We start from the raw sequence: 24,957 nt of genomic DNA, 5'->3' as shown, positions 1-24,957 counted from the left end.
GACAACCGTTCTCACTTTTCTTGAGAATGGTTGTCATGAAGCTGCTTGCCGGTGCCGCCTGCACCGCCCTCCTCGCCGGAACCCTCGTCGCGTGCGCCGGATCGGGTGACGACGACGGTCGCACCTCGGTCGTCGCGTCGTTCTACCCCGCCGCGTTCCTCGCCGAGCGCATCGGCGGCGAGAGCGTCTCCGTCGAGACCCTGACCTCCCCCGGCGCCGAGGCCCACGACCTCGAGCTCACCGCCAAGCAGGTGGTCGACGTCAACGAGGCCGACGTCGTCGTCTACCTCACCCACTTCCAGGAGGCCGTCGACCACGCCGTCGAGGACGCCGACCGCGACTCGGCCACCGCGGTCGACCTGGCCGCCGGCGTCGAGGAGATCGCCGACGAGGAGGACCACGACCACGACCACGACCACGACGAGGACCACGAGGGGCACGACCACGACCACGGCGGCATCGATCCGCACGTGTGGCTCGACCCGGCGAACATGGTGACCGCCGCCGAGGGCGTGCGCGACGCGCTGGTCGAGGCCGACCCCGACCAGGCCTCCACCTTCGAGGCGAACGCCGATGAGCTGATCGCCGAGCTCGAGGCGCTCGACGCCGACTTCACGAAGGGCCTCGCCTCGTGCGAGCGCACCGAGTTCGTCACGTCGCACGCGGCGTTCGGCCACCTCGCCCACGCGTACGACCTCACGCAGGTGCCGATCAGCGGCATCGACCCGCAGTCCGAGCCCACCACGGCGGCGCTCGCGGAGATCACCGAGCAGGTCAAGGAGCACGGTCTGACGACCGTGTTCACCGAGCGACTGGCGTCGTCGGCGCTCGCCGAGACGGTCGCCCGCGAGACCGGTGCGGCCACCGCCGTGCTCGACCCGATCGAGGGCCTGTCGGACGAGACGGCCGACGAGGACTACGTTTCCCTCATGAGGCAGAACCTCGAGGCACTGGTGAAGGCGAACGGCTGCCAGTGACAGACCCCTCCACCCCCGTCATCGACGCCACGGGCGTCCGGGTCGACCTCGCCGGCACTCAGGTGCTGCGCGGGGTCGACCTGCGAGTCATGCCGGGCGAGTTCGTGACCATCCTGGGGGCGAACGGCTCGGGCAAGTCCACGCTCGTGCGCGCACTCGTCGGCCTGCTGCCGCACCGCGGCTCGGTCCGGCTCTTCGGCACGCCCCTCGACCAGTTCCGCGACCACCAGCGCGTCGGCTACATGGCCCAGCGTCCCGAGGTGTTCTCCGGCGTCCCGGCCACCGTGTCCGAGGTCGTCGTGAGCGGCGCGCTGTCGCGCCGGCCGCGCTTCGGCTGGCCGTCGCGCGCCGACCGGGCCGCCGCGGCCGAGCTCATCGAGCGCGTGGGGCTTGCCCACCTCGCGAAACAGCCCCTCACCCACCTGTCCGGTGGCCAGCAGCAGCGCGCGCACATCGCTCGCGCCCTGGTCGCCGACCCCGACCTCGTCGTCATGGACGAGCCGATGGCCGGCATCGACGCGCACAGCGCGGAGGTCTTCGCCGACCTGCTGGGCGAGCTGGACGAGCGCGGCACCGCGATCGTCATGGTCGCCCACGAGCTCGGCCCGCTGGCGCCGCTCGTCGACCGCGCCGTGCACCTGGACTCCGGACTCGTCGAGTACGAGGGACCGGCGCAGGGGCCCGGCACGCACGACCACGCCCACGACCACGCGCACAGCAGCGAGCCCGCCGTGACGCGTCCCGTGCCCGCCGAGGGACCGCTCCCGGGAGGCGCCGCATGAGCGTCCTCTCCTACTCCTTCATGCAGTACGCGCTCGTGGCGGCGATCGTCACGGGCCTGTCGGCACCGGCCGTGGGCACGTTCGTCGTCCAGCGGCGCCTGGCCCTGCTCGGCGACGGTCTCGGCCACGTGGCGCTCACCGGCGTCGCGCTCGGCCTGCTGACGGGCGTCGCTCCGCTGACCACCGCGATCGTCGTGGCCGTCGGCGGCGCGATCCTGCTCGAGATCCTGCGCAGCGTCGGCCGCACCAGCGGGGACCTCGCGCTGGCGATGCTCTTCTACGGAGGCCTCGCGGGCGGCGTGCTGCTGACGAACCTCGCCGGCGAGTCCGCCGCCACGCTCAACCAGTACCTCTTCGGCTCGATCATCACGATGAGCCGCACGGACCTCGTGATCGTCGTCGCTCTCGGCCTGGTCGTGATCGCCACGACGATCGCCCTGCGTCCGCAGCTGTTCGCCGTGTGCCAGGACGAGTCCCAGGCGCGCGTCATGGGCATCCCGGTGAGGCTCTACGGCATGCTGATCGCCGTGCTGGCCGCGGTCACGATCACCGTCGCGATGCGCACGGTGGGGCTGCTGCTGGTCTCGGCGCTCATGGTGGTGCCGGTCGCGGCGTCCCAGCAGGTCACCCGCAGCTTTCGCTCCACGCACCTCGCTGCCATGGCGATCGGGCTGTTCTCGGCGGTCACCGGCCTGCTCGTGAGCTACCAGATCGACACCCAGCCGGGCCCCACGATCGTCGTGATCGCCCTCGCCGTGTTCGTCGTGACCGCCCTGGCCCACGCACTGACACACGTCCGCACCCGACAGGAGGCACCTCGTGGTTGAGGCACCCCGCAACACCCGCCAGCGCCGAGCCGTCGCCGAGCTGATGGAGGACCTCGACGGGTTCTCCTCCGCGCAGCAGATCCACGCGATGCTCGCGTCGCGGGGCGAGAACGTCGGCCTGTCCACGGTCTACCGCACCCTGCAAGCGCTCGCCGACGCCGAGGAGATCGACGCGCTGCGCTCCGATGACGGCGAGACGCTGTACCGCCAGTGCAGCCGCGGTCACCACCACCACCTCGTCTGCCGCGCGTGCGGTCGCACGGTGGAGGTCGAGGGCCCCACGGTCGAGCGCTGGGCCGACCGGGTCGCCGAGGAGAACGGCTTCGCCGACGTCTCCCACACGCTGGAGATCTTCGGCACCTGCGGATCATGCAGGTCCTGAGCCGATCCGCATGGCTGCCACTTGCCGAGGCGCACCGTGAACGCGCCCGGCGGCACACGGCACCCCACCTGGCACGGCGGGCCGACGGCGAGAAGCACCCCGTCGCGGACTTCCTGTTCGAGTACTACAACCTGTCCCCGGGCGCGCTCGAGCGCTGGCACCCGGGGCTCGGCGTCGGTCTGGCCGATGCACCCGAGTACGCCGCGCTGGGGGCCTACGTCGAGTCCGACGGCGTCGCGACGGTGGACGCCTCCCGGCTGGGGAAGCGGCTCTCGGGGCTGCGGTGGACCCGCGAGCTGCTGGCACGAACGGCTGCCCGGTCCCCGCGCACCGGCTGCTTCGGCCTGCACGAGTGGGCGATGGTCTACCGCGAAGCCGACGACCGCCGACATCCCGCTCCCCTGCGGCTCGGCGCCGCCGGCACGGACGAGGTGGTGGAGTCGAACCGGCTCGTCTGCACGCACGTGGACGCGTTCCGCTTCTTCACCGACGAGGCGCGCCCGCTGAACGTCGAGGTGCTCGGCCGTGAGCACCAGCTCGACCGCGAGCAGCCCGGCTGCCTCCACGCGACGATGGACCTCTACCGGATCGCGTTCCGGCTGCTGCCGTTCGTCGAGGCGACGATCGTCCTCGACACGTTCGAGCTCGCGCTGGCCGTGCGCGAGGTCGACATGAAGGCCTCCCCCTACGACCTCGCGGACCTCGGCTACGAGCCCATCCGCATCGAGACGCCCGAGGGCAAGGCCGAGTACGTCCGCCGCCAACGCGGGTTCACCGAGGCGGCGGCCCCACTGCGCGCGAGGCTCCTCGAGCACGTCGAGCAGCTGCTCGGCCAGCCGACTATCGTCAACCCGTGACGACCCCCACGATCACCGCACGTCCCGGCCCCGAGCTCAGCGCCCGTGAGGTCTATGAAATCTGGCGCATCCGCGACGTCGTCTTCGCGGTCGAGCAGCAGTGCGACGAGCCCGACGTCGACGGCGTCGACCTGGCCGACGACTGCACCCACCTGTGGATCGCGGACGCGAACGGCTTCGTCCAGTCCTACCTGCGCACCTACCTGTCGAACGGCGTCCGCAAGGTCGGCCGCGTGGCCACCCTGAAGGAGGCGCGCGGCCAGGGCCTCTCGGGCGCCCTCGTCCGCGAGGTCGTGAACCGCTGGGGCGACACCGAGATCCGGCTCGGCGCCCAGGCCTACCTCGAGAACTGGTACGGCTCGTTCGGCTTCGTCACCACCGGCCCGCACTTCATGGAGGCCGGCATCGACCACGTCCCCATGACCCGGCAGGCGACTCCGTAGATGAGCGCGGCGCGCGTGCCCCGGGCCCTCGTCATCGGCGAGGCGTTGGTGGACGTCACGCGCAGGGCCGACGGCAGCGTCGCCGAGCATCCTGGCGGCTCGCCGCTGAACGTGGCGGTGACCATGGCGCGTCAGGGCATCGACACGACGCTCGCCGCTCACGTGGGCGACGACCACTTCGGTGCGCTGATCCGAGCTCATCTCGCCGAGAGCGGCGTGACGCTGGCGAACGCGAACGTCTCCCTGCCCACCGCGTCGGCGACCGCGACGATCGGCGCCGACGGCTCGGCCACGTACGAGTTCGACCTCCGCTGGGACCCGAACGAGCTGCCCGACCCGGAGGACTTCCACCTCGTCCACGTCGGCTCGATCGGTGCGTGGATGGCGCCCGGCGCCGACGCCGTCCTCGACCTCGTCCGACGCGCGCACGCTGCCGGTCGGGCGGTCGGCTTCGACCCCAACGTCCGGCCCGCGCTCGCGCCGTCGGTCCCACTGCTCCGCGAGCGCGTCCTCGAGCTCGCCGCCCTCAGCCGGTTCGTGAAGCTGAGCGACGAGGACGCCGACGTGCTGGCCGAGGACTCGGGAGGCCCGCTCTCGGTCCTGCGGCTCCTGGCCGGTCATGGACCCGCGCTGGCGGCCCTGACTCGGGGCGGGGAGTCGGCGCTGCTCTGCTCCGGGTCCGACGAGGTCGAGGTCCGGGTTCCGCCGGTCGAGGTCGCCGACACGATCGGCGCCGGCGACACCTGGATGGGAACGCTGCTGGCCGAGCTGCTGCGGCGGGGCTGGGCCGACCGGACGTCGTTCGCGGCCGACGAGCTGGAGTCCCTCGGACACGCCGCCGTGGCGGCCGCAGCGATCACCGTCTCCCGCCCCGGCGCCGACCCGCCGTGGCGCGACGGAGAGAGGCCGCCGTCACGCTAGCGTGAACGCACGTCAACGCAGAGGAGCACGCCGTGGGCAAGGTCGTTCTGTACGGGTCGGTGTCGGTGGACGGCTTCATCGCCGACGCGAACGACGATCCCGGCCCGTTGTTCGACTGGCTGACCATCGGTGACGTACCGCTGGACGACAGCGGCTTCCTGAAGGTGACGCAGGCCTCGTTCGACCACGTCCGGCCCTACTGGGACGAGATCGGGGTGACGGTCACCGGGCGACGAGTCTTCGACCTCACCGACGGCTGGGACGGCACGCCTCCCAGCGGGATCGACCACGTGGTCATCGTGACGCACCGACCCGCACCCGCGGACTGGAACACCGACGCACCGTTCCACTTCGTCGACGGCATCGAGGCGGCGGTGGCCCAGGCCCAGGAGCTGGCCGGCGGGCGTGTCGTCGAGATCGCCGCCGGCGACGTCGGCGGGCAGGCGCTGGCCGCGGGCCTGGTCGACGAGGTGCGCATGGACGTCGTCCCCGTCGTGCTCGGATCCGGCCGTCGCTTCTTCGGACCGATCGACGCGCCCCACCTCCTGACCGAACCCGACGTCGTGATCCGGGCCGAGCGGGTACTCCACCTCTGCTACCCGGTCCGCTGACCCGTCGGCCACGTTCTCGGTAGCGTGCAGCGCATGGACATCAAGCTCGAGAACGTCGGCATCGCGGTGCGCGACCTCGAGGCGGCGATCGCCTTCTTCACCGACCTGGGGCTGACGGTCTTCGGCCGCGACACGGTGAGCGGCTCGTGGACCGACACGGCCGTCGGCCTCGACGGCAACCACGCGAACATCGCGATGCTCCAGACGCCGGACGGCGTCAGCCGGCTCGAGCTCTTCGAGTACCTCCACCCCGACGCGATCGAGACGGAGCCGACGCAGCCGAACGAGATCGGCATGCATCGCGTGGCCTTCTCCGTCCCCGACCTCGATGCCGCGCTCGAGATCGCGGCGCGTCACGGCTGCCACCCGCTCCGCGGCGTGGCGACCTACGAGGACATCTACCGGCTCACCTACGTCCGCGGGCCCAGCGGCATCATCGTGATGCTGGCGCAGGACTTGCGCCAGTCGGACTGATCAGTCGCCGAACTCCTGCTGCAGCGCGGCCAGGATCTCGGGCGCGGCCTCGAAGAACCGGTCCTGGCCCTCGTCGCCGATCTGCAGGAGCGCGAGGTCCGTGAAGCCCGCCTCGGCAAACGGCCGCACGGCCTCGACCACGGCGCCGATGTCGTCGCCGCACGCGATCTGGTCGGCGACGTCCTCCGGCCGCACGAACTGCGTGGCGGCGTCGAACGCGGACGGGCCGGGCAGCTCGGCGTTGACCTTCCAGCCGCCGGCGAACCAGCGGAACTGCTCGTGGGCTCGCGTCACCGCCCGCTCACGGTCGGAGTCCCACGAGATCGGCAGCTGACCGACCTTGCGCGCCGGGGCGTTCGCGCCGACCGCCTCGTCGTAGTTCGCGACGGCGTCGGCGTCGGGCTCGACCGCGATCATGAAGTCGCTCCACGGAGCGGCGACCTCGATGGACTGCGGGCCGCTGACGGCGACGCCGATGGGCACCCGCACTTCGGGCAGGTCCCAGAGCTTCGCCGAGTCGACCCGGTAGTGGTCGCCCACGAAGTTCACGTAGCCGCCGTCGAACAGCTCGTTGATGATCTGCAGTGCCTCGGAGAACGCCTCGTGGCGCACGTTGACCGGGTCCCAGCCCTCGCCGACCACGTGCTCGTTGAGGTTCTCGCCGGCGCCCAGGCCCAGCGAGAACCGACCGCCGCTCAGGACACCGAGGGTCGCGGCCTGCTGCGCCACCACCGTCGGGTGGTAGCGACCGATCGGGCACGTCACGTAGGTCATGAGCTCCAGCGCCTGCGTCGCCTGGGCGACCGCGCCGAGCGTCACCCAGGCGTTGGGGCTGTGGCCCTGCTCGTCCAGCCACGGGTTGAAGTGGTCGCTCATGACGGCGAACGGGAACCCCACCTCCTCGGCCTTCCGGGCGTACGTCACCAGGCTCGTCGGCGGGGACTGCTCGCACATGAGGGTGCATCCGATGGAGAGACTCATGCCGGGGGTGTACCCGGGACGGCAGGCCGTCACTCACCCCTCCCCACTTTTGGAACGCGTTGAACCGTTCGTTCACCCAGAACGGTTCAACGCGTTCCAAAAGTGGAGAGAGCGCGCGCCAGGCTGCAGCCGAGTGCGACGCCCGCGGCGACCAGCGCCCCGGTCACCATGGGATGCACGGCCATGAACCCGATGAGCAGCGCGACGATGGCGGCAGCCAGGGTCGCGCGGGCGCCCAGCACGAGGGCCTGGACGCAGCCCATCACGGCTCCGGCCAACAGCGGGAGCCCCACCGCAGTGCTGCGGACGTCGTCGTCCAGGAAGAACGCGGACCCGTACGAGGAGTCGTAGATCGCGTACGCGACCAGGTAGTTCGCCACGGTGGACACGACGACGCCGATCCCCAGGAAGGCCATGCGTCCGAGCCCGGTCTGCTCCGTCGTCGTCGTCACATCCGTCACCCTAGATCCGGGGGCGTGTGCTGTCCGCGGATTCGTCGAGGGGCTCGCGCCGAGGCGACGGGTGCGTCAGACTCGCGGGGATGCGTTCCCGACTTCCCGCCGTCCTGGGCACGGTGCTGGCCTTGGCGCTGCTCGCCGGCTGCAGCGGCTCGGACGACGAGCCCACGCCCAGTGCCAGCACCACCTCGACCGCGACGACGCCCGCTCCCTCACCCACCGCCACGACGCCCGCTCCCCCGCCGGCCTCGCGGATCCGTGAGGTTCCCCCGGCACAGTGGGACCGGATCGTCGCGGCCGGCATGGTGCGCCCGGAGTGCCCGATCCAGCGTCGTGACCAGCTTCGCCGGGTCGACCTGAACTTCGTCGACTTCGCAGACCGCACGCGCCGCGGCCACCTGATCGTCAACGCCGACGTCGCGCCGAGCATCCAGCGGATCTTCGACCGCCTCTACGAGAGGAAGTTCCCGATCCGCAAGATGAAGGGCGTCGAGGCCTACGGCGGCGACGTGGCCAGGAGTCTGTCGGCGGACAACACCTCGGCCTTCAACTGCCGTCGCGCCGACCAGATCAACGCGCCGTTCAAGGACTCGCCCCACGCGAACGGGCGCGCGGTGGACATCAATCCGCTCGAGAACCCGTGGATGGACCTGCGATGCGACTGCTGGACGCCCTCGGCTCGCCACGCCGAGCGGACCCCAGGCCGAGGCAAGATCCTCGAGAAGGGTCTGGTCTGGCGGCTCTTCGATCGCGAGGGCTGGATCTGGCAGAACATCGACGTGCCGGACTACATGCACTTCGACACGGGATACCCGTCGCGCCCCTTCTGACCCCGCGAGTTGCGCCTCGGGGTGAAGATTGACCCGTGCTCGGACTCGAGATGGTCGTCCTGCTGGGAGTCGCGCTCGTGGCGTGCGGCGCGCTCGCCAGCCGTTACCCGATCGCCCCCGCCATCCTGCTGGTCGGCGCCGGCGTGCTCATCGGGTTCGTCCCGCACCTGCGCCACGCGCATCTGCCGCCGGAGATCATCCTCCTCGTCTTCCTTCCCGCTCTGCTGTTCTGGGAGAGCCTGACGACCTCGTTGCGGGAGATCCGGAACAACCTGCGCGTCGTCGTGCTGACCAGCACCGCACTGGTGGTGGTCACGGCGGGGGCCGTCGCAGCCACCGCCCACTACGTGCTGGGCATGGCGTGGGGACCCGCATGGGTCCTGGGCGCGGCGCTCGCGCCGACTGACGCGACCGCCGTCGGCGTCCTGGCCCGCAACCTCCCGCGCCGCACCGTCACGACCCTTCGTGCCGAGAGCCTCGTCAACGACGGCACCGCGCTGGTCCTCTACGGGCTCGCCGTCGGGGTGACCGTCGGCGAGGAGCACCTCACCGGGCTCCACGTCACCTGGCTCGTCGTGCTCTCGTACGGAGGCGGTGTCCTGGCCGGCGGCCTGGTCGGCCTCCTCAGCTGGCAGATCCGCCGCCGGATGGACGACCCCATGCTCGAGGGCATCGCCATCCTGGTGACCCCCTTCGCGGCGTTCCTCGCGGCCGAGTCCATTGAGGCCTCGGGCGTCCTGGCCGTCGTCGCGTGCGGACTCTTCCTGAGCCAGGTGGCACCCCGCATCACCGGTGCCGCCACGAGGCACCTCGTCGTCCCGTTCTGGTCGCTCGCCACGACCGTGCTGAGCAGCGCGTTGTTCGTGCTGATCGGTCTCGAGGCGCAGTCGGCGTTCCGCAACCTCTCCAGCGAGTCGATGGGTCGGGCGCTGCTGGACATCCTCCTGGTGGCGGCGGTCGTCATCGGCGTGCGCTGGGTGTGGACCTACACGACGCCCTACGCGATCCGCACGGTCGACCGCCGTCCTGCGCAGCGGGCACGGCGTGTGAGCGCACGCCAGCGCACCGTGAGCGCGGCGGCCGGCTTCCGCGGGGCCGTCTCGCTCGCGGCGATCCTCGCCGTGCCGCGCACCGTGGAGTCCGGCGCCCCGTTCCCCGACCGCGACCTCATCGTGCTCATCGCCTGCGGTGTCATCATGCTGAGCCTCCTCCAGGCGCTGCTGCTCCCCGCAATCGTCCGGTTCGCCCGCCTGCCCGCCGACGACTCGGTCGCCGAGGAGATCCAGCTCGCCGAGCTCTTCACCCTCGACGCGGCGATCGAGGCCATCGACGACACCGCTCTCGAGCTCGGCGTCGGCGATCTCGTGACGGCCAGGGTGCGGCACGAGCTCGACAAGCAGCGCCGCCTCGTGAAGGCCGCGGGCGTCGACGGCGACCCCGTGGTCGAGCACCACGGCCAGTACACGAGCCTGTCGCTCGCTCTCCTCGCCCGCCGCCGCGACGCGCTCGTGCAGCTGCGCGACGAGCGCCGCATCGACGACATCGTCCTGCGCCAGGTCCAGGCCCGGCTCGACATCGAGGAGATCCGCTTCTCCCGCACCGCTCCCCCGGAGTGACCCGGGCGAGATGTGTAGCGGTACCCACCCTTTTTCGCGCGGAACGGCAGAAATTCGGTGGGCACCGCTACAGAACTCGCGTCGCGACGACGGCGTAGAGGGTGACCGCGAAGACGAAGGAGCCGCGGGCGGCGCTCTCCTCGAGCTGACGGCGCCAGTCGGCCCCCTCCCCCGCCGCAGCGGCTCGACGGGCGGCGGCCTCGACGACGAACGAGACCGGCGGCAGGTCCAGCTGGCGCGGGCGCAGCATGAGCACTTCGGTGGTGACGCGGGCATCGACGAACCCGTGACGAAGAACCAGATCGAGCAGCTGGGCGCCGGCCTCGGGAGAAGTGACACCGCCCCAGCCCTCGTGCCACGCCGCCGTCAGGTGCGGGTCCCCGGGCCACGTCGCGAGCGTTCGCCAGTCGGTGTCGATCAGGCCGATCCGGCCGCCGGGCCGCAGGACCCTGGCCATCTCACCCACCGCCACCGCGGGATCCACGAGGTGCTGGAGCACGCGCTCGCTGCGCACGAGGTCGACGGAGGCGTCGTCGAGGGGCAGCGCCTCGGCCGATCCCTGGACGAACCGCGCGGGGTTGCGGGAGGCCTCGCCTCGCCGACGCGCCTCGGCCAGCATCGTCTCGCTCGGGTCCACCCCCGTGGCCGATCCCGTCGGCGCGACCGACACCGCGAGCCCACGGATGTCCTCGCCGGTGCCGCAGCCCACGTCCAAGGCCTCCATCCCCGGCAGCGGGTCCAGCGCCTCCAGCAGCCACGCGTGCAGCCGCAGGATCGACGGCAGCTGCGCCTGCACGTCGAGCGCCATCAGCGCGGCCAGCTGCGCCGCGTCGGAGGAGGCGTCGACCGCGTGGAACGACGGCGAGTCAGCACTCATCGTCGGTCTCCTTTCGTGCCGTGACCAGCCAGGCGGCCGAGCCGAAGTCCACCCCGTCGGGGCCGGCGTGCTCGGCGAGGCTCTGGCGAAGCCGATCGACCGCGGCCGCGCGCTCGTCCTGGGGCAGCTCGTCCAGGAGCCACGCGAAGAGCCCGCGGAGGAAGCCGAGGGCGTCGTCCACGTCCTTGCCGAACCACTCCCGACCCTCGAGCCCCTCCACTGAGACCTGCGCCCACCCGGCGGCACCGAGCACCTCGCGGATCCGCTCGGGCCTCGAGAGGGAGAACATGCCCGGAGCGTCGAGGTCCGCCGTGGGTCCGGGCGTCCCACCGAGCACGCCGAGCGTCCCGCTGATCCACTCGTTGCGGTCGGGCGGCTGCCACGTCAGCAGCACCAGGCGTCCACCGGGACGCGTGGCGGTCCGCAGGTTCGCGAACGCGGCGACGGGGTCGCCGAAGAACATCGAGCCGGTGCGCGAGAGGACCACGTCGTAGTGGTCCGGCTCGAACGCGTGCACCTGCGCGTCGGCGCGGACCAAGCTCACGTTGCGGACGCCTTCGGCATCAGCGCGGCGGCGGGCGACGTCGAGCAGCTCGCGCGACAGGTCCACGCCGATCACGTCGCCGTCGATGCTCGCGCGTGCCGCACGACGCGTCGTCAGGCCACCCCCGCACCCGACGTCGAGGACCCGATCGCCGGGCCGCACCGAGACGGCGGCCTCGAATCGATCCTGGAAGTCGGCCACCGCGCGGTCGAACCGGTCGGCGTGCGCGGCCCAGTAGGCGCCGCCGGGGCCGTTCCACGACTCCGCCTGCGTCAGGTTCGTCTCGTGGACCTTCGCGTGCCCGTCGCCGGATTCCATCGCCACCTCCGCGCCTCGTCCGAGGCCTTCTCCTAGTGACCGCCCTGCACCGGGTCCGCGTCAAGAGACCGGTCTGCACGGGTCTGGACGGGGCCCGCGCCGTGGGTCATCCTGACGAGATGGAGCCGTCCCCCGACGCCTCGAAGGCCCTGGCCCGCGCACACGAGCACGCGCTGTCCTGGCTGGCCGGGCTGCCCGACCGGCCGGTCCCGCCGGCCTCGTCCGTCGCGGACGTGATCGAGGCGCTCGGCCCGGAGCTGCCGGAGGGACCGACCGATCCCGTCGAGGTCGTCGACCTGCTCGCCGAAGCGGCAGGGCCGGGACTCACGGCGATGCCGTCGGGTCGCTTCTTCGGGTTCGTCATCGGCGGCACCCACCCGGCCGCGCTGGCTGCCGACTGGCTGACGTCGGCGTGGGACCAGAACGCCGGACTGCGGACCGTCACGCCATCGGCCACGGCGGCGGACGACATCGCCGAGAGCTGGGTCCTCGACCTGCTCGGCCTCCCGCGCGAGGCGGCCGTCGGCTTCGTCACCGGCGGCACGATGGCCAACTTCACGTGCCTCGCCGCCGCTCGTGACGCCGTCCTCACACGGGCCGGCTGGGACGTCGGCACGCGCGGGCTGCTCGGGTCGCCCGGCGTCCGCGTGCTGGCCGGCGAGGAGCGGCACGACTCGGTCGACCTCGTGCTGCGCTATCTCGGACTGGGCGCGCCCGAGCTCGTGCCAGCGGACGACCAGGGCCGGATCGACCCCGCGGCGCTGCGAGCGCGACTCGAGGAGGACGACCGACCGACCGTCGTGTCCCTCCAGGCGGGCAACGTCCACTCCGGCGCCTTCGACCCGTTCGAGGAGGCGATCGCGGCCGCACACGACCACGGCGCGTGGGTGCACGTCGACGGGGCCTTCGGCCTGTTCGCGGGCGCCACACCGACCCACCGGCACCTCGTCCGCGGCTACGAGGCCGCGGACTCCTGGGCGACCGACGCCCACAAGACCCTCAACGTGCCCTACGACTGCGGGCTCGCGATCGTGCGCGACCCCGCCGCCCTGCGCGCCGCGATGTCGATGCACGGTGCCTACCTGATCCGCGACGAGGCCGGCGACCCGTTCGAGAAGGTCCCCGAGCTCTCCCGCCGCGCCCGCGCCTTCACGGTGTGGGCCGCGCTGCGCTCCCTCGGCCGCACCGGCGTCGCCGAGCTCGTCGACCGGATGGTCGGGCACGCGCGTGCGTTCGCCGACGGCATCGCCGAGATCGAGGGCGCTACGGTCCTCAACGACGTCGTCTTCACCCAGGTCTGCGCGGCCTTCGGGGACGACACCCGCACCCGGGACGTCGTGCGCCGTATGTGGGAGGACGGCACCGCGTGGACCACCGGCTCGGTCTGGCGCGAACGCGCGGTCCTGCGCATCTCGGTGAGCAACTGGTCGACGACCGACGCCGACGTCCGACGCACGCTGGAGGCCCTCAGGAACGCTGCGCGACAATCGGCTCATGGACTTCGCTGACCGGGTGCGGGCCGCGCTGGACCCTCTTCTCGAGCCGGCCGGATTCGCGCGAGGGCAAGGGGACGGTGCGGACGACGGAGTGATCTACTGCGCGGCCCACGACGAGTTCAGCGCCCGGTTCCCGGCGTTGCCGCAGGCGTATGAGGACGGCGACGAGGAGTGGGCCTGTACGGACCTCGTGCTGGACTTCGGCGAGCGCTTCACGGCGCGGCTCGAAGGGCTGAGCCTTCGCGAGACCTTCCACGCTCTCCAACTCCACGGCGACGCCGCGGAGGCGGCCTCGTGGGAAGAGGCGACCCGCGAGGAGGCGCTGGAGCAGCTTCCCCGGCTCCTGACCCGACTCCTGGAGGCCGGGGCCTCGGGAGCTCGCGGCGCCTGACCTATCCTCCCCGTGTGCCCGATCAAGCCCTGGAGCTGAGCTTCGACGCCGCGTCCGCCGGTGCCGTCGAGGCCCAGTGGGAGGCGCTCCGGGCGGTGGGCCTGCCGTCGCAGGCGGACCACAAGTCCATGACGAACGCACCGCACGCCACCGTCGTGGCCGCGGTCGCCGTCGACCCCGCGGTCGTCTCCGTGGCGCGGGACGCCATCGCACCACTGCTCCCCGCCCGGATCGAGGTCCGCGGACTCGTCCTCTTCGGTCAGGGACCGCGCTACACGATCGCGCACCTCGTCGAGCCCGAGCGCGAGCTCGCTGCCGCCGTGGCCAGGATCCGTGAGCTGGTGCCGGCACTGCGCCACCCGGTCTGGACCCCGCACGTCACCTTGGCCCGGCGCGTCCCGCAGCGGCTCGTCCCGACGGCCTTCGAGGTCCTGCAGTCCTCCGAGACCCCGCGCGAGCTCCTCGCCGACCGCCTCCGCTGGTGGGACCCGGCGCTCGAGCTCATCGAGGACGTCGCGGCCGCGCCTGGGGACTGATCCCTTGCCCGTGGCAGCGGAACGGCGCATCGTGAGCACATGAGTGTCGACACCCACGGCTGCGTCCGCTACATCGTGAGCGACGTCGAGGCGGCGATCGACTTCTACACGAACCAGCTCGGCTTCACCCTGCTGAGCCACCCGGCGCCGCCCTTCGCCGACGTCGCTCGCGGCTCGCTCCGCGTGCTCCTGTCCGGGCCGGGCAGCTCGGGCGCGCGTGCCACACCGCCGGACGCCGACGTTCCTGGGCGGAACCGCATTCACGTGGTCGTCGACGACCTCGCCGCAGAGGTCGAGCGGCTCGACGCCGGCGGTGTCATCCTGCTGACCGACGTCGTCAGCGGCCCCGGCGGCCAGCAGGTCCTGGTTGCCGACCCGGACGGGAACCTCGTCGAGCTCTTCCAGCCGGCTTCGCGGTCCTAGTGGTACATCGCCGGGATCACCCGACGATCGTCGCGGACCACGGGGTGCTTCGACTCCGCCACGACACGCTCGATGCCATCGACCGTCCCCGCAACACCGGCGAAGCGCGAGTCGACGTCGTACGCCACGCACCATGAGCGGTCCGTCGGCCAGACGAACGCCGGTGGGAAGTGACGTTCGCGGCCGGAGGTCGTCCAGGTGCGAAAGTCCGCGAGCGACCCGGTCGCCATTGCGCAGCTGCGCAGACGCATGAGGTCGATGCGGTCGACCGCCGGGAGGGCCGGGTCGTACGGGTAGCCGTCCCACATCAGGAAGCGCAGGTCGTCGAGTCCGGACCCCGCGGCCAGGAGCTCCACGGTCTCGACAACGACATCCGACTCGACGGGGGCGGCGTCGAAGACCTCGTCGGCGACGTCGGCCTCCTGCTGACCGTCGTGTGCCGGGTCCGGAAGCGTCAGGACACGCGCGTAGGCCTCGAACCCGGGCGGTCCGACCGTGAGGGTCCTGCCGAACGAGCGCGGGTCCTGGCTCGCCTCGAGCCACGCGGTCTCTGCGCGTACCAGGTCGAAGTGCAGGGTCATCGAGCGTCCTCGTGGTCTGTCGGGGAGCGGAAGTGGGGACTGGTCGCCTGCCAGCGCCGTCGGGCGGCATCGCGCGCGAGCGCCTCCCGTCGGAGGCGCAGAGAGCGCCACAGATGGAACGCGGCGAAGATCACCCACGCCCCCGGGATGGCCCACCGTCCGAGACCGGTCCGGGTCGGGCTGATGAGGAAGAAGACCGCGAGCGTCAGGGCGCCCAGCGCGAGGACGAGCTGACTGACCCAGCCAGGTCCGTCGTACTCCGCACGCGGAAGGTCGTCCGTCACTGTGGTGACTCCTCCTCGCTCGTGTCGTCCTTGGACCATGCACGGTCCGCCGCGATGTCGACAAGTCCGAACTCCAACGCGAGCCATGTCACGAGGAAGGTGACGCCCGCGATCACGAGGCCCGTGCGCGCCTCGACGACGAACGCCACCAGCATCACCGGGATCATGAGCACGCTGAGCGTCTTGAGCACGAACCCCATGGCTCGAGTCTCCCAGCGGATGCGTGCACCGTCCGCCGTTCCTCGGATTTCAGTGCGGATCGCGGTCGTGCAGCCGCCCCGGACCGGTGTCCGAGGGTCTCACTAGGTTCGGTGCATGACCTCGGAACTCCCGGCTCGCGCCTTCGACGCGGCGCGTCGTGCCCGCGCTCGGGCGGAGTTCGCGGAGTGGGAGCTGATCGCCCAGCACCACACCCGGCGCGTGGCCGAGATTGACCGTTCCGACGAGATCGTCCTGAGCAAGGATCTGGCCCGCCGCGAGGTCACGCTCGAGATCGCGCAGGCGCTGAAGGTCACCGAACGCCGCGTCTGGGCCGTGGTGTTCGAGGCCGAGACCCTGCAGGAGCGCACACCACTGGTCTGGGAGGCGTTCCGCAGCGGCGACCTCGACGCCGGCCGGGCGAGCGCGATCGCCGACACCGCCGAGCGTCTCGTCGAGCGCGAGAGCTGGGCCCGGCTCGAGCGCTCCGTGATCGGCTACGCGGCCACGCACACACTCGGCGAGCTCCGCACGTGGCTGCGCCGATTCCGCGCCCGGGCCGAGCCCGAGGAGACCGCGGTGGAGACGGCGAAGGCCCTCGAGGAGCGTCGCGTCTCAGTCACCCACAACACCGACGGCACCAGCTGGCTCAACGCCCTGCTGCCCACCGGACTCGCGATCGCCGCGGCCGAACGACTCCGCCGGGCGGCGAAGGCCGAGCCCGGGATCCATCCCGAGACCGGCGTGCGGGACACGCGCACGCGCGACCAGAAACAGGCCGACATCCTCGGCCGGTGGCTCACGTCCTGCACCGGCACCACCACCGACATCCACGCCGAGATCGCGATCAGCATCGCCGCCACCGACCTCGTCGGGTACACCGAGGGGCCCGGCCTCACCCGCGACGGAGAGCCGCTCGACGCGGCGTGGGTCCGCGAGCTCGCCGCCAGCGAGCACACGGTGTTCCGCCGACTCGTACTCGACCCCGTCGGCCGGGTCATGGACACGACGGTCCTGGCCTACCGACCCACCGAGTCCCTGCGGCAGGCACTCCACTGGAGGGACGGCACCTGTCGGGTCGCGGGCTGTCGGGCCCCGGTGTTCGAGACCGATCTCGACCACGCCAAGGACTACGACTCAGGCGGCGAGACCTCCGCGCGGAATCTCAGGTGCCTCTGCCGGAAGCACCACAACATGAAGTCCCACGGTCACCTCGACGACCGCTTCCTCGACGAGCCCGCAACCTACGGCAGCGCGACCCCGTGAGACCGCAGGCCGAACGTCAGCGCGTCCACGAGGGCCTCGAACGACGCCTCGATCATGTTCGGGCCCACGCCCACGGTCACCCACGAGCTCTTGCCGTCGGTCGTCTCGATCAGCACGCGCGTCACCGCGTCGGTGCCGTGCCCCTGATCGAGGATCCGCACGCGGAAGTCGATGAGGTGGAACTGCGCCACGTCCGGGTAGATCCGCTCGATCGCCTGGCGCAGCGCGTGGTCGAGGGCGTTGACCGGACCGTTGCCCTCCCCCACCACCGCGTGGCGCACGCCGCCCGCCACGACCTTGACGATCGCCTCGGCACCGCCGTCGCCCGCCGAGCCGGCGATGACCCGCCACGACTCCACGTCGAAGTACGCCGGGCGCACGCCCGTGACCGCCTCGGTCAGCAGCAGCTCGAAGGACGCGTCGGCCGCCTCGAACGTGTAGCCCTCCTGCTCCATCTGCTTCACCTGATCGGTGATGCGAGTCAGCAGGTCGTGGTCGCCCGACAGGTCGAAGCCCAGCTCGCGACCCTTCAGCTCGATCGTCGCGCGGCCCGCCATCTCCGAGACCAGCAGGCGCATGTCGTTGCCCACCAGCGCGGGATCCATGTGCTGGTACAGGTCGGGATCCACACGGATCGCGCTCGCGTGCAGGCCGGCCTTGTGCGCGAACGCCGAGACGCCCGTGTACGGCTGGCGCGCCACCGGCGGGTAGTTCGTGATCTCGCTGATCGCGTGCGAGATGCGCGTCGCGTCGGCCAGCACGCCCTCGGGCATCACGCTCATGCCGAGCTTGAACTCGAGGTTCGCCACGCACGTGACGAGGTCGGCGTTGCCCGTGCGCTCGCCGTAGCCGTTGATGCAGCCCTGCACGTGGGTCGCGCCTGCCCGCACCGCCTCGATCGAGTTGGCCACCGCACAGCCGGTGTCGTTGTGCGCGTGGATGCCCAGGCGCGCGCCCGTGCTGTCGCGCACGTCAGCCACGATCTCGCCCACCTGGTGGGGCAGCATGCCGCCGTTCGTGTCGCACAGCACCGCCACCTCCGCACCGGCCGCGGCGGCCACCCGCACGACCTCCAGCGCGTAGTCGCGGTTGTCGAGGTAGCCGTTGAAGAAGTGCTCGAGGTCGAGGAACACGCGCTGGCCCTCACCACGCAGGTGCGTCACGGTGTCACGCACCATCGCGAGGTTCTCCTCCAGCGTGGTCCGCAGCGCGCGGAGCACGTGCTGGTCGTGGCTCTTGGCCACCACCGTCACCACCGAGGCGCCCGAGTCGCGCAGCGCACCCACGAGCGCGTCGTCGGCCGCGGCGACGCCGGCGCGACGCGTCGAGCCGAACGCCGCGAGCGTCGCGTGGCGCAGGTCCAGCTCCTTGGCGGCCAGGGCGAAGAACTCGGTGTCCTTCGGGTTCGAGCCCGGCCAGCCGCCCTCGATGTAGCCCACGCCGAGGTCGTCCAGGTGCTGGGCGATGGCGAGCTTGTCCTGCACCGAGAGGTTGAGACCCTCCTGCTGGGCGCCGTCGCGCATCGTCGTGTCGTAGACGTGGAAGTCCGCGGGGTCGTGCTTCCCGAAGGTGGTGCTCATGGATCGTCCTGGTGTCTGGGTGTGGCCACAAAAAAACCTCCCGGGTACGGGAGGCGGCGCGTCTGAGGTTCTGCTTCAGACGCGCTGTTGAATGATGATCACGAACGTGCTCATGGCAGCAGGGTACACCCCTGCCGCCACGAGCCCGTCGCGGCTCAGACGCCGCCGGACCGGTCGGCCGGCTTCGGCCCGAGGTGCGCCAGCGTCTCGGGTCGCAGGATGCGCTCCAGCTCGTCCTTCGGCAGCAGGCCCTTCTCCAGCACCAGCTCGGCCACGCCCCGGCCCGACGCCAGCGCCTCCTTGGCCAACTCGGTCGCAGTCTGGTAGCCGAGGTAGGGGTTCAGCGCGGTCACCAGCCCGATCGAGTTGGCCACCTCGATCGCGAGGTGCTCACGGTTCGCGGTGATGCCCTTGACGCAGTTCTCGGTGAGCGACGTGATCGCCGTCCGCAGGCGGTAGAGACCGGCCGACAGCGAGTAGCAGATCACCGGCTCGAACGCGTTGAGCTGCAGCTGGCCCGACTCCGCGGCCATCGAGACGGTGACGTCGTGGCCGATGATCTGGAACGCCACCTGGTTGACGACCTCGGGAATCACCGGATTCACCTTGCCGGGCATGATGCTCGAACCCGCTTGACGCGCCGGCAGGTTGATCTCGCCGAGTCCGGCGCGCGGGCCGGACGACAGCAGCCTCAGGTCATTGCAGATCTTCGAGAGCTTCACCGCGACGCGCTTGAGCACGCCCGACATCTGCACGAACGAGCCGCAGTCCTGCGTGGCCTCGATGAGGTCGACGGCGGTGACGAGCGGGAGCCCCGTGATCCGCGAGAGGTGCTGGCGCGCGAGTGGCACGTAGCCGTCGGGGGCGTTCAGCTGGGTGCCGATCGCCGTCGCGCCGAGGTTGATCTCGTGCAGCAGCATGACCGCCTCGCGCAGTCGGGTGCGGTCCTCGGCGATCATCAGCGCGTAGGTGCCGAACTCCTGGCCGAGCGTCATCGGCACGGCGTCCTGCAGCTGGGTGCGGCCCATCTTCAGCACGTCGTGGAACTCGACGGCCTTCTCCGCGAACGCGGACTCGAGCTCGCCCATCGCCGCGATCAGGTCGTGCGTCGCGTTGATGACCGCGATCTTCACGGCGGTGGGATAGACGTCGTTCGTCGACTGGCTGAGGTTGACCTGCTCGTTCGGGTGCAGGCGGTCGTAGTCGCCGAGCGGGTGACCGAGGATCTCCAGCGCCCGGTTGGCGATCACCTCGTTGGCGTTCATGTTCGTCGAGGTGCCCGCGCCGCCCTGGATGACGTCGACGACGAACTGGTCGTGCAGGGCGCCGTGCCGAATCTCCTGACAGGCCTGGACGATGGCCGCGTGCCGCTCGTCGTCGAGCAGGCCGAGGTCGTGGTTCGCCTCGGCGGCGGCCTCCTTCACGGCGGCCAGGGCCTGGGGCAGGTAGGGACTGATGGCGATGGGGACACCGGTGATCGGGAAGTTCTCCATGGCGCGCAGGGTGTGCACGCCCCAGTAGACGTCCGCCGGTACCTCACGTTCTCCGAGCAGGTCGTGCTCGATCCGAACGTTCGTGAGATCGGTCATACGACCATCCAAGCACTCGAGAGCGCCCCGCGCCCCGGTCAGCGCAGCTCGGCTCCGAGTGTCGCGGCGGCCGCGACGATCTGCTCGCGGGCGGCCTTGATGTCGGCGTCCGTGAGCGTGCGGTCCTCGGCGCGCAGGCGCACCTTGAAGGCGAGGGACTTGCGGCCCTCGCCGACCTGGTCGCCCGTGTACACGTCGAACAGCCGCACTGACTCCAGCAGGGGGCTGGCGCCGGCGATCGCCGACTCCAGCTCGCCGGCGGGGAGGTCGCTCGCGACCGTGAACGCGAAGTCCTCCTTCGCCACCGGGAAGGCCGAGAAGTGGGGCTTCGGACCGATGGCCGGAGCCGCGGCGATGAGCGCGTCGAGGTCGAGCTCGGCCGCAGCGACGCGACCGGGCAGTCCGTGGGCCTCGGCGACCTTCGGGTGCAGCTCGCCGGCGTGACCGACGACCGTGCCGTCGATGCTCAGGCTCGCGCAGCGACCGGGGTGGAACGGCGCGAGCGTCGCGGCCTCGACGGTGAGCTCGACGTGCAGGTTCGCCGCGACGAGCTGGGCGATCGCGAGCGCGTCGGTCCAGGCGACGGCGCGACCCGGCCCGGCCCAGCCGGAGCGGGTGCGCTCCCCCACCAGCACAAAGCCGGCGTGGCGGGGCTGCTCGGGCAGCGCCGCGTCGAGGGCGGCGAGCTCCTCGTCGGTAGGGCGACGGTCGACGCCCAGGATCGGCGCCGCGGGGCTGCCGGGCTTCGCGCTGAAGACGCGACCGATCTCGCTCAGCGCGACCGACTCGTGTCCGCGTCCGATGTTCAGCGATGCGGCGCGCAGCAGGCCGATGAGGACCGTGGGCGTGAGCCCGGGCTCCTCCGCCGACAGCGGGTTCGCGAGCCGGACGAGGTCGCGGCGCGAGTCGTCGGCGGGCAGGCCCAGCCTGTCGAGGTCGGCTGGACCGACGAACGGCAGCGTGGTGACCTCGACCAGACCGGCCCCGGCCAGCACGTGGCCGACGCGGCGGCGCAGCTCCTGCTCGCGCGAGAGCCCGCGACCGCCCGTGGGCGTGGGCAGCACCGACGGCACGTTCTCGTAGCCGGCGGTGCGCAGCGCCTCCTCGACGAAGTCGTAGGGGTCGTTGAGGTCGAAGCGCCAGGACGGAGGCGTGACCGTGAACCGGTCGGCCTCGCGCGTGACCGTGCAGCCGTTGCGCTCGTACGTGTCCTGCGCCTGCTCGGGCGTGATCGGCAGGCCGCTGATCCGCGCGGGCAGGTCGACGGGGAACGAGACGGGCTCGCGGCCCGGAGCCGTGCCGACGACCGTGGCGCCGGGCGCCAGGGTGCCGCCGGCCAGCTCGACGAGGAGCTCGGCGACGCGCGTGGCGCCCACGAGCGGCAGCTGCGGGTCGACGCCGCGCTCGTAGCGCTTCGCGGCCTCGGACGGCAGCTTGTGCCGCTTGACGGCGCGGAAGATCGTGACCGGGTCCCAGTACGCGGCCTCGACCACGACGTCGGTGGTGCTGGCGTCGATCTCGGTGTGGGCGCCGCCCATCACGCCGGCGATGCCGATCGGGCCGCTGGAGTCGGCGACGAGCAGGTCGTCCGGGGTGAGGGCGCGGTCGACGTCGTCCAGCGTCGTGATCCGCTCACCCGCCGCGGCGCGACGCACGACGATGTCCCCGTCGATCTTGGCGCGGTCGTAGCAGTGGTTGGGCTGGCCGAGCTCGAGCATCACGTAGTTGCTCACGTCGACCGTGAGCGAGATCGGGCGCATCCCGGCGTCGGTGATCCGCTTGGCCATCCACGCGGGCGTGGTGGCGGCGGGATCGATGCCCTCGACGACGAGCGTCGTGAACACCGGGCAGCCCTCGGGGTCCTCGACCCGGACCGGATACGCGGGCGCGTCCGCGGACGGCACCTCACGGTCGGCGGGATCGGAGAACGGCACGTCGAACGCCAGGGCGGCGTCGCGGGCCACGCCGCGCAGGCTCAGCGCGTAGGCACGGTCGGGGTTGACCTCGAGGTCGAGGGTCTGCTCCCCCAGGCCGAGCAGGGCGATCGCGTCGTCGCCGGGCTCGGCCGAGCCGGGGGGCAGCACGACGATGCCCTTCGCGGTGGTCTCGTCCTCGGCCAGCCCCAGCTCGGAGGTGGAGCAGATCATGCCGTCGGAGACGTGACCATAGGTCTTGCGCGAGCCGATCTCGAAGCCGAGCGCGGGCAGGTAGGTGCCCGGCAGCGACACGACGACGAGGTCGCCGACGCCGAAGTTGTGCGCACCGCAGACGATGCCGCGCGAGGGCACGTCCTCACCCGGGGCGTCGGGCACCGACGGGTCGTTGTGCGCGCCGACGTCGACCCGGCACCAGTTGATGGTCTTGCCGTTCTTCTGCTCCTCGGGCGAGATCGCCAGCACGCGACCGACTGTCAACGGTCCTGACAGGCCGCCGCCGAGGATCTCCTCGAGCTTGAGGTCGTACATCGTCAGCCGGTCGGCCAGCTGCTCGGTGGTGACATCGGCAGGAAGTTCGACGAGCGACCGCAGCCACTCCACGGGAACACGCATGTCAGAGACCAACTCCGAAGGGCTCGGTGAAGCGGACGTCGCCGTCCCACAGGTCGCGCAGGTCGGCGATGTCGTAACGGCTGGTGACGGTGCGGTCGAGGCCCATGCCGAACGCGAAGCCCGAGTACTCCTCGGGATCGACCCCGCAGGCGACCAGGACGCGCGGGTTCACGACGCCGCAGCCGCCCCACTCGACCCAGCCCTCGCCGCCACACGTACGGCACGAGGCGACCTCGGCCGGATCGTTGTGGCACACGTAGCAGAGCAGGTCGACCTCGGCGCTGGGCTCGGTGAACGGGAAGTACGAGGGACGGAACCGGGTGGTGATCTCGGTGCCGTAGACGGCGCGCGCGAAGTGGTCGAGCGTGCCCTTGAGGTGCGCCATCGACAGGCCCTTGTCGATCGCCAGGCCCTCGACCTGGTGGAAGACCGGCATGTGCGTCGCGTCGGCCTCGTCGGTGCGGTAGACCCGCCCGGGGCACACGACGTAGATCGGCGGCTTGCGGGTGAGCATCGTGCGCGCCTGCACCGGAGAGGTGTGGGTGCGCAGCACCATCGCGGCCGACTCGGGGTCGAGCCAGAACGTGTCCTGCATCGTGCGCGCGGGGTGGTCGGGACCGAGGTTGAGCGCGTCGAAGTTGAGCCACTCGGCCTCGACCTCGGGTCCCTCGGCGACCTCCCAGCCCATCGCGACGAAGATGTCGGCGACGTGCTCCTGGATCGTGGTGATCGGGTGGCGCGCGCCGACGGGCTCGACGTCGACAGGAAGGGTCACGTCGACGGTCTCGGCGGCGAGGCGGCGCTCGAACTCGACGGCCTCGACCTCGGCGGTGCGGGCGGCGAGCGCCTGGTTCACGGCGCCGCGGGCCTGGCCCACGCGCTGGCCGGCGTCCTTGCGCGCGGCCGGCGGCAGGGCACCGATCTCGCGGTTCGCCAGCGCGAGCGGCGAGCGGTCGCCCGTGTGGTCGATGCGCACCTGCTTGAGCGCGTCGAGGGAATCGGCGGCGGCGATGGCCGCGAGGGCCTCGTCACGCATGCGTTCGACCTCGTCGGCGCGCAGGGGCGTCACCTCGACGGGGTCGTAGTCGGAGTTGGGCGCAGACACGCCCTCCAGTCTATCGGCGCGTCAGGACGTGAGGGTGTCCGGCTCGTTGATGGGGAACCACACGCAGATCGACGCTCCCCCGCCCTCGGCGTCCTCGATGACGATGGAGCCACCGTGCTGGTCGACGACGCCGCGCACGATGAACATGCCCAGGCCGCTGCCGGCGCCCGGCCCCGACCGCCAGAAGCGGCTGAAGATGCGGACGCGGGACTCCTCGGGGATGCCCTGGCCGTTGTCCACGATGCGCACGGCGACGCCCTCGAGCTCGCCACGCTTCTCGCTCGACACGACGACCTCGCGCAGGCCCTCGCCGTGCCGGATCGCGTTCTCGATGAGGTTCGTCAGCACCTGCGTGACACGGTCGGCGTCGTCCCAGACCACGGGCGCCTCGCCGTCGACGCGCGCCGTCGGCGCGGTCTCGGAGGCGCTGAAGACCGAGCCGAGCACCCGGTCCGCCAGCTCGTCGAGCCGCACGGGCTCGGTGCGCAGCGACAGACGACCGGCGTCGATGCGGGCGGCGTCGAGCAGCTCGGTGATGAGGCGGCTCAACCGGTCGGCGTCCGCGTCGATCGTCTGCAGCATGAAGAGGCGCTGCTCCTCGGTGAAGGCGTCCCAGCGGCTCAGCAGCGTGGCGGAGAAGCCCTTGATGCCCGTCAGCGGCGATCGCAGCTCGTGCGCCACCGTGGCGACCATGTCGGACTTCTCGCGGTCGCGCTGCAGGCGCACGCGGGCGTTGCGCATGCTGACGATGACCTTGACGACCTTGCCCGCCGGGCGCTCGCGCACGAGCGAGGCCGTGATCAGGTACTCGCTGCCTCGCGGGGAGTACCAGGACGACTCGCTGATCCGGCTGCGGATGGCGAGCCCGTCGTAGGGCTGCACCGAGTCGAACCAGCTGTTGCCGGCGAGGTCGTCGAACGGCACGGCGTCGCGCAGATGCATGCCCAGCATCTCATCGCCGACCGCACGGGCCCAGTAGCGGACCCACCGGTTCGCCAGGGTGACCCGGGCGTCGGCGTCCGCGACGATGATCCCGTCGGGGAACTCTTCGAACGGCACGG

The 24,957-nt window shown here is 71.5% G+C and carries 28 protein-coding genes; 16 read left to right on the top strand and 12 right to left on the bottom strand.

From position 1 onward, the window contains the following. Positions 1-35: 35 nt before the first annotated feature. From O3S82_RS08250 to O3S82_RS08210, 9 genes are read left to right on the top strand one after another with little or no spacing between them, the layout of a single operon-like run. Entirely contained in the window at positions 36-977 is a 942-nt protein-coding gene (locus tag O3S82_RS08250) for a metal ABC transporter substrate-binding protein (protein ID WP_269306920.1), read from the top strand. Beyond that, positions 974-1,759 (top strand): metal ABC transporter ATP-binding protein, encoded by a 786-nt coding sequence (locus O3S82_RS08245; protein ID WP_269306919.1) that lies wholly within the window; start codon positions 974-976, stop codon positions 1,757-1,759. The genes O3S82_RS08250 and O3S82_RS08245 overlap by 4 nt, the downstream gene beginning before the upstream one ends. Continuing rightward, on the top strand, positions 1,756-2,586 hold the full coding sequence (locus tag O3S82_RS08240; RefSeq protein WP_179424461.1) for a metal ABC transporter permease: 831 nt from the start codon (positions 1,756-1,758) through the stop codon (positions 2,584-2,586). The genes O3S82_RS08245 and O3S82_RS08240 overlap by 4 nt, the downstream gene beginning before the upstream one ends. Continuing rightward, positions 2,579-2,968 (top strand): Fur family transcriptional regulator, encoded by a 390-nt coding sequence (locus tag O3S82_RS08235; protein WP_179424462.1) that lies wholly within the window; start codon positions 2,579-2,581, stop codon positions 2,966-2,968. The genes O3S82_RS08240 and O3S82_RS08235 overlap by 8 nt, the downstream gene beginning before the upstream one ends. After that, positions 2,956-3,825 carry a 3-methyladenine DNA glycosylase gene (locus O3S82_RS08230; RefSeq protein ID WP_179424463.1) on the top strand — a complete coding sequence of 290 codons (870 nt, stop codon included), beginning with the start codon at positions 2,956-2,958 and terminating at the stop codon, positions 3,823-3,825. The genes O3S82_RS08235 and O3S82_RS08230 overlap by 13 nt, the downstream gene beginning before the upstream one ends. Next, positions 3,822-4,268: a GNAT family N-acetyltransferase gene (locus O3S82_RS08225; RefSeq protein WP_179424464.1), complete on the top strand. Its 447-nt coding sequence runs from the start codon at positions 3,822-3,824 to the stop codon at positions 4,266-4,268. Before O3S82_RS08230 ends, O3S82_RS08225 begins: the two co-directional genes overlap by 4 nt. After that, positions 4,269-5,189 (top strand): PfkB family carbohydrate kinase, encoded by a 921-nt coding sequence (locus O3S82_RS08220; RefSeq protein ID WP_269306911.1) that lies wholly within the window; start codon positions 4,269-4,271, stop codon positions 5,187-5,189. It begins immediately after the preceding gene. Positions 5,190-5,221: 32 nt separating this feature from the next. Then, positions 5,222-5,800 carry a dihydrofolate reductase family protein gene (locus O3S82_RS08215; protein WP_269306909.1) on the top strand — a complete coding sequence of 193 codons (579 nt, stop codon included), beginning with the start codon at positions 5,222-5,224 and terminating at the stop codon, positions 5,798-5,800. A gap of 33 nt (positions 5,801-5,833) precedes the next feature. Continuing rightward, positions 5,834-6,274 carry a VOC family protein gene (locus O3S82_RS08210; protein WP_269306908.1) on the top strand — a complete coding sequence of 147 codons (441 nt, stop codon included), beginning with the start codon at positions 5,834-5,836 and terminating at the stop codon, positions 6,272-6,274. On the opposite strand, the gene O3S82_RS08205 is transcribed toward O3S82_RS08210, so the two are convergent. Both O3S82_RS08205 and O3S82_RS08200 read right to left on the bottom strand, forming a co-directional pair. Further along, positions 6,275-7,255 carry a TIGR03557 family F420-dependent LLM class oxidoreductase gene (locus O3S82_RS08205; protein WP_269306906.1) on the bottom strand — a complete coding sequence of 327 codons (981 nt, stop codon included), beginning with the start codon at positions 7,253-7,255 and terminating at the stop codon, positions 6,275-6,277. It lies immediately after the preceding gene. A gap of 86 nt (positions 7,256-7,341) precedes the next feature. Continuing rightward, complete coding sequence (locus tag O3S82_RS08200; RefSeq protein ID WP_269306904.1) at positions 7,342-7,707, bottom strand: hypothetical protein; 366 nt, start codon at positions 7,705-7,707, stop codon at positions 7,342-7,344. Positions 7,708-7,796: 89 nt separating this feature from the next. Here O3S82_RS08200 and O3S82_RS08195 point away from each other — a divergent pair, with 89 nt between their 5' ends. Together O3S82_RS08195 and O3S82_RS08190 are read left to right on the top strand one after the other, a co-directional pair. After that, positions 7,797-8,543: a M15 family metallopeptidase gene (locus O3S82_RS08195; protein ID WP_269306902.1), complete on the top strand. Its 747-nt coding sequence runs from the start codon at positions 7,797-7,799 to the stop codon at positions 8,541-8,543. 35 nt (positions 8,544-8,578) lie between these two features. Further along, positions 8,579-10,159 (top strand): Na+/H+ antiporter, encoded by a 1,581-nt coding sequence (locus O3S82_RS08190; protein WP_269306900.1) that lies wholly within the window; start codon positions 8,579-8,581, stop codon positions 10,157-10,159. A 67-nt stretch (positions 10,160-10,226) separates the two neighbouring features. Here the strand turns inward: O3S82_RS08190 and O3S82_RS08185 are convergent, their stop codons facing one another. Together O3S82_RS08185 and O3S82_RS08180 are read right to left on the bottom strand one after the other, a co-directional pair. Continuing rightward, the gene (locus O3S82_RS08185; RefSeq protein WP_269306898.1) at positions 10,227-11,036 is read right to left on the bottom strand and encodes a methyltransferase domain-containing protein; all 810 of its coding nucleotides are present in this window, start codon (positions 11,034-11,036) and stop codon (positions 10,227-10,229) included. After that, complete coding sequence (locus tag O3S82_RS08180; protein ID WP_269306896.1) at positions 11,026-11,898, bottom strand: class I SAM-dependent methyltransferase; 873 nt, start codon at positions 11,896-11,898, stop codon at positions 11,026-11,028. The genes O3S82_RS08185 and O3S82_RS08180 overlap by 11 nt, the downstream gene beginning before the upstream one ends. 119 nt (positions 11,899-12,017) lie before the next feature. On the opposite strand from O3S82_RS08180, the gene O3S82_RS08175 reads away from it, so the two are divergent. The 4 genes from O3S82_RS08175 to O3S82_RS08160 are packed head-to-tail and all read left to right on the top strand — an operon-like array spanning position 12,018 to position 14,744. After that, complete coding sequence (locus O3S82_RS08175; protein ID WP_269306895.1) at positions 12,018-13,406, top strand: pyridoxal phosphate-dependent decarboxylase family protein; 1,389 nt, start codon at positions 12,018-12,020, stop codon at positions 13,404-13,406. After that, positions 13,393-13,785, top strand: coding sequence for a hypothetical protein (locus tag O3S82_RS08170; protein ID WP_269306894.1), 393 nt, complete (start codon positions 13,393-13,395; stop codon positions 13,783-13,785). The genes O3S82_RS08175 and O3S82_RS08170 overlap by 14 nt, the downstream gene beginning before the upstream one ends. A 14-nt stretch (positions 13,786-13,799) precedes the next feature. Next, positions 13,800-14,321, top strand: a complete 522-nt coding sequence (locus O3S82_RS08165) for a 2'-5' RNA ligase family protein (protein WP_269306892.1) — start codon at positions 13,800-13,802, stop codon at positions 14,319-14,321. A gap of 39 nt (positions 14,322-14,360) precedes the next feature. Beyond that, positions 14,361-14,744, top strand: a complete 384-nt coding sequence (locus tag O3S82_RS08160; RefSeq protein WP_269306891.1) for a VOC family protein — start codon at positions 14,361-14,363, stop codon at positions 14,742-14,744. On the opposite strand, the gene O3S82_RS08155 is transcribed toward O3S82_RS08160, so the two are convergent. The 3 genes from O3S82_RS08155 to O3S82_RS08145 are packed head-to-tail and all read right to left on the bottom strand — an operon-like array spanning position 14,741 to position 15,809. After that, positions 14,741-15,325: a hypothetical protein gene (locus O3S82_RS08155; protein ID WP_269306889.1), complete on the bottom strand. Its 585-nt coding sequence runs from the start codon at positions 15,323-15,325 to the stop codon at positions 14,741-14,743. The two genes, O3S82_RS08160 and O3S82_RS08155, sit on opposite strands and share 4 nt — an antisense overlap. Continuing rightward, the gene (locus tag O3S82_RS08150; RefSeq protein WP_269306887.1) at positions 15,322-15,609 is read right to left on the bottom strand and encodes a hypothetical protein; all 288 of its coding nucleotides are present in this window, start codon (positions 15,607-15,609) and stop codon (positions 15,322-15,324) included. Before O3S82_RS08150 ends, O3S82_RS08155 begins: the two co-directional genes overlap by 4 nt. Then, entirely contained in the window at positions 15,606-15,809 is a 204-nt protein-coding gene (locus O3S82_RS08145; protein WP_269306885.1) for a hypothetical protein, read from the bottom strand. Before O3S82_RS08145 ends, O3S82_RS08150 begins: the two co-directional genes overlap by 4 nt. 115 nt (positions 15,810-15,924) lie before the next feature. Here O3S82_RS08145 and O3S82_RS08140 point away from each other — a divergent pair, with 115 nt between their 5' ends. Further along, positions 15,925-17,073: an HNH endonuclease signature motif containing protein gene (locus O3S82_RS08140; protein ID WP_269306883.1), complete on the top strand. Its 1,149-nt coding sequence runs from the start codon at positions 15,925-15,927 to the stop codon at positions 17,071-17,073. Here the strand turns inward: O3S82_RS08140 and cimA are convergent. The 5 genes from cimA to O3S82_RS08115 form a co-directional block, all read right to left on the bottom strand. Continuing rightward, positions 17,052-18,653: a citramalate synthase gene (gene cimA, locus O3S82_RS08135; RefSeq protein ID WP_269306881.1), complete on the bottom strand. Its 1,602-nt coding sequence runs from the start codon at positions 18,651-18,653 to the stop codon at positions 17,052-17,054. The two genes, O3S82_RS08140 and cimA, sit on opposite strands and share 22 nt — an antisense overlap. Positions 18,654-18,808: 155 nt before the next feature. Beyond that, positions 18,809-20,242, bottom strand: a complete 1,434-nt coding sequence (gene aspA, locus O3S82_RS08130) for an aspartate ammonia-lyase (protein WP_269306879.1) — start codon at positions 20,240-20,242, stop codon at positions 18,809-18,811. A 38-nt stretch (positions 20,243-20,280) separates the two neighbouring features. Beyond that, positions 20,281-22,791, bottom strand: a complete 2,511-nt coding sequence (gene pheT, locus O3S82_RS08125; protein WP_269306877.1) for a phenylalanine--tRNA ligase subunit beta — start codon at positions 22,789-22,791, stop codon at positions 20,281-20,283. Position 22,792: 1 nt separating this feature from the next. Then, positions 22,793-23,896 carry a phenylalanine--tRNA ligase subunit alpha gene (gene pheS, locus O3S82_RS08120; RefSeq protein WP_269306876.1) on the bottom strand — a complete coding sequence of 368 codons (1,104 nt, stop codon included), beginning with the start codon at positions 23,894-23,896 and terminating at the stop codon, positions 22,793-22,795. A gap of 21 nt (positions 23,897-23,917) precedes the next feature. Then, the gene (locus O3S82_RS08115) at positions 23,918-24,955 is read right to left on the bottom strand and encodes a sensor histidine kinase (protein ID WP_269306874.1); all 1,038 of its coding nucleotides are present in this window, start codon (positions 24,953-24,955) and stop codon (positions 23,918-23,920) included. Positions 24,956-24,957 lie beyond the last annotated feature (2 nt).

The sequence above is a fragment of the Aeromicrobium sp. HA genome, from assembly GCF_027171405.1.
Classification (GTDB): Bacteria; Actinomycetota; Actinomycetes; order Propionibacteriales; family Nocardioidaceae; genus Aeromicrobium; species Aeromicrobium tamlense.
Note: the sequence above shows the minus strand (reverse complement) of the source record. Positions and strands in the feature narration are given on the sequence as shown.

Bases quoted from the DNA above. Each gene is read 5' to 3' on its own strand.
- O3S82_RS08230 (WP_179424463.1), top strand. From the start codon at position 2,956: ATGCAGGTCCTGAGCCGATCCGCATGGCTGCCACTTGCCGAGGCGCAC.
- O3S82_RS08220 (WP_269306911.1), top strand. From the start codon at position 4,269: ATGAGCGCGGCGCGCGTGCCCCGGGCCCTCGTCATCGGCGAGGCGTTG.
- aspA (WP_269306879.1), bottom strand. From the start codon at position 20,242: ATGACCGATCTCACGAACGTTCGGATCGAGCACGACCTGCTCGGAGAA.
- O3S82_RS08240 (WP_179424461.1), top strand. From the start codon at position 1,756: ATGAGCGTCCTCTCCTACTCCTTCATGCAGTACGCGCTCGTGGCGGCG.
- O3S82_RS08205 (WP_269306906.1), bottom strand. From the start codon at position 7,255: ATGAGTCTCTCCATCGGATGCACCCTCATGTGCGAGCAGTCCCCGCCG.
- O3S82_RS08145 (WP_269306885.1), bottom strand. From the start codon at position 15,809: ATGGGGTTCGTGCTCAAGACGCTCAGCGTGCTCATGATCCCGGTGATG.
- O3S82_RS08185 (WP_269306898.1), bottom strand. From the start codon at position 11,036: ATGAGTGCTGACTCGCCGTCGTTCCACGCGGTCGACGCCTCCTCCGAC.
- cimA (WP_269306881.1), bottom strand. From the start codon at position 18,653: ATGAGCACCACCTTCGGGAAGCACGACCCCGCGGACTTCCACGTCTAC.
- O3S82_RS08210 (WP_269306908.1), top strand. From the start codon at position 5,834: ATGGACATCAAGCTCGAGAACGTCGGCATCGCGGTGCGCGACCTCGAG.
- O3S82_RS08175 (WP_269306895.1), top strand. From the start codon at position 12,018: ATGGAGCCGTCCCCCGACGCCTCGAAGGCCCTGGCCCGCGCACACGAG.
- O3S82_RS08180 (WP_269306896.1), bottom strand. From the start codon at position 11,898: ATGGAATCCGGCGACGGGCACGCGAAGGTCCACGAGACGAACCTGACG.
- O3S82_RS08195 (WP_269306902.1), top strand. From the start codon at position 7,797: ATGCGTTCCCGACTTCCCGCCGTCCTGGGCACGGTGCTGGCCTTGGCG.
- O3S82_RS08155 (WP_269306889.1), bottom strand. From the start codon at position 15,325: ATGACCCTGCACTTCGACCTGGTACGCGCAGAGACCGCGTGGCTCGAG.
- O3S82_RS08140 (WP_269306883.1), top strand. From the start codon at position 15,925: ATGACCTCGGAACTCCCGGCTCGCGCCTTCGACGCGGCGCGTCGTGCC.
- O3S82_RS08160 (WP_269306891.1), top strand. From the start codon at position 14,361: ATGAGTGTCGACACCCACGGCTGCGTCCGCTACATCGTGAGCGACGTC.
- pheT (WP_269306877.1), bottom strand. From the start codon at position 22,791: ATGCGTGTTCCCGTGGAGTGGCTGCGGTCGCTCGTCGAACTTCCTGCC.
- O3S82_RS08250 (WP_269306920.1), top strand. From the start codon at position 36: ATGAAGCTGCTTGCCGGTGCCGCCTGCACCGCCCTCCTCGCCGGAACC.
- O3S82_RS08170 (WP_269306894.1), top strand. From the start codon at position 13,393: ATGGACTTCGCTGACCGGGTGCGGGCCGCGCTGGACCCTCTTCTCGAG.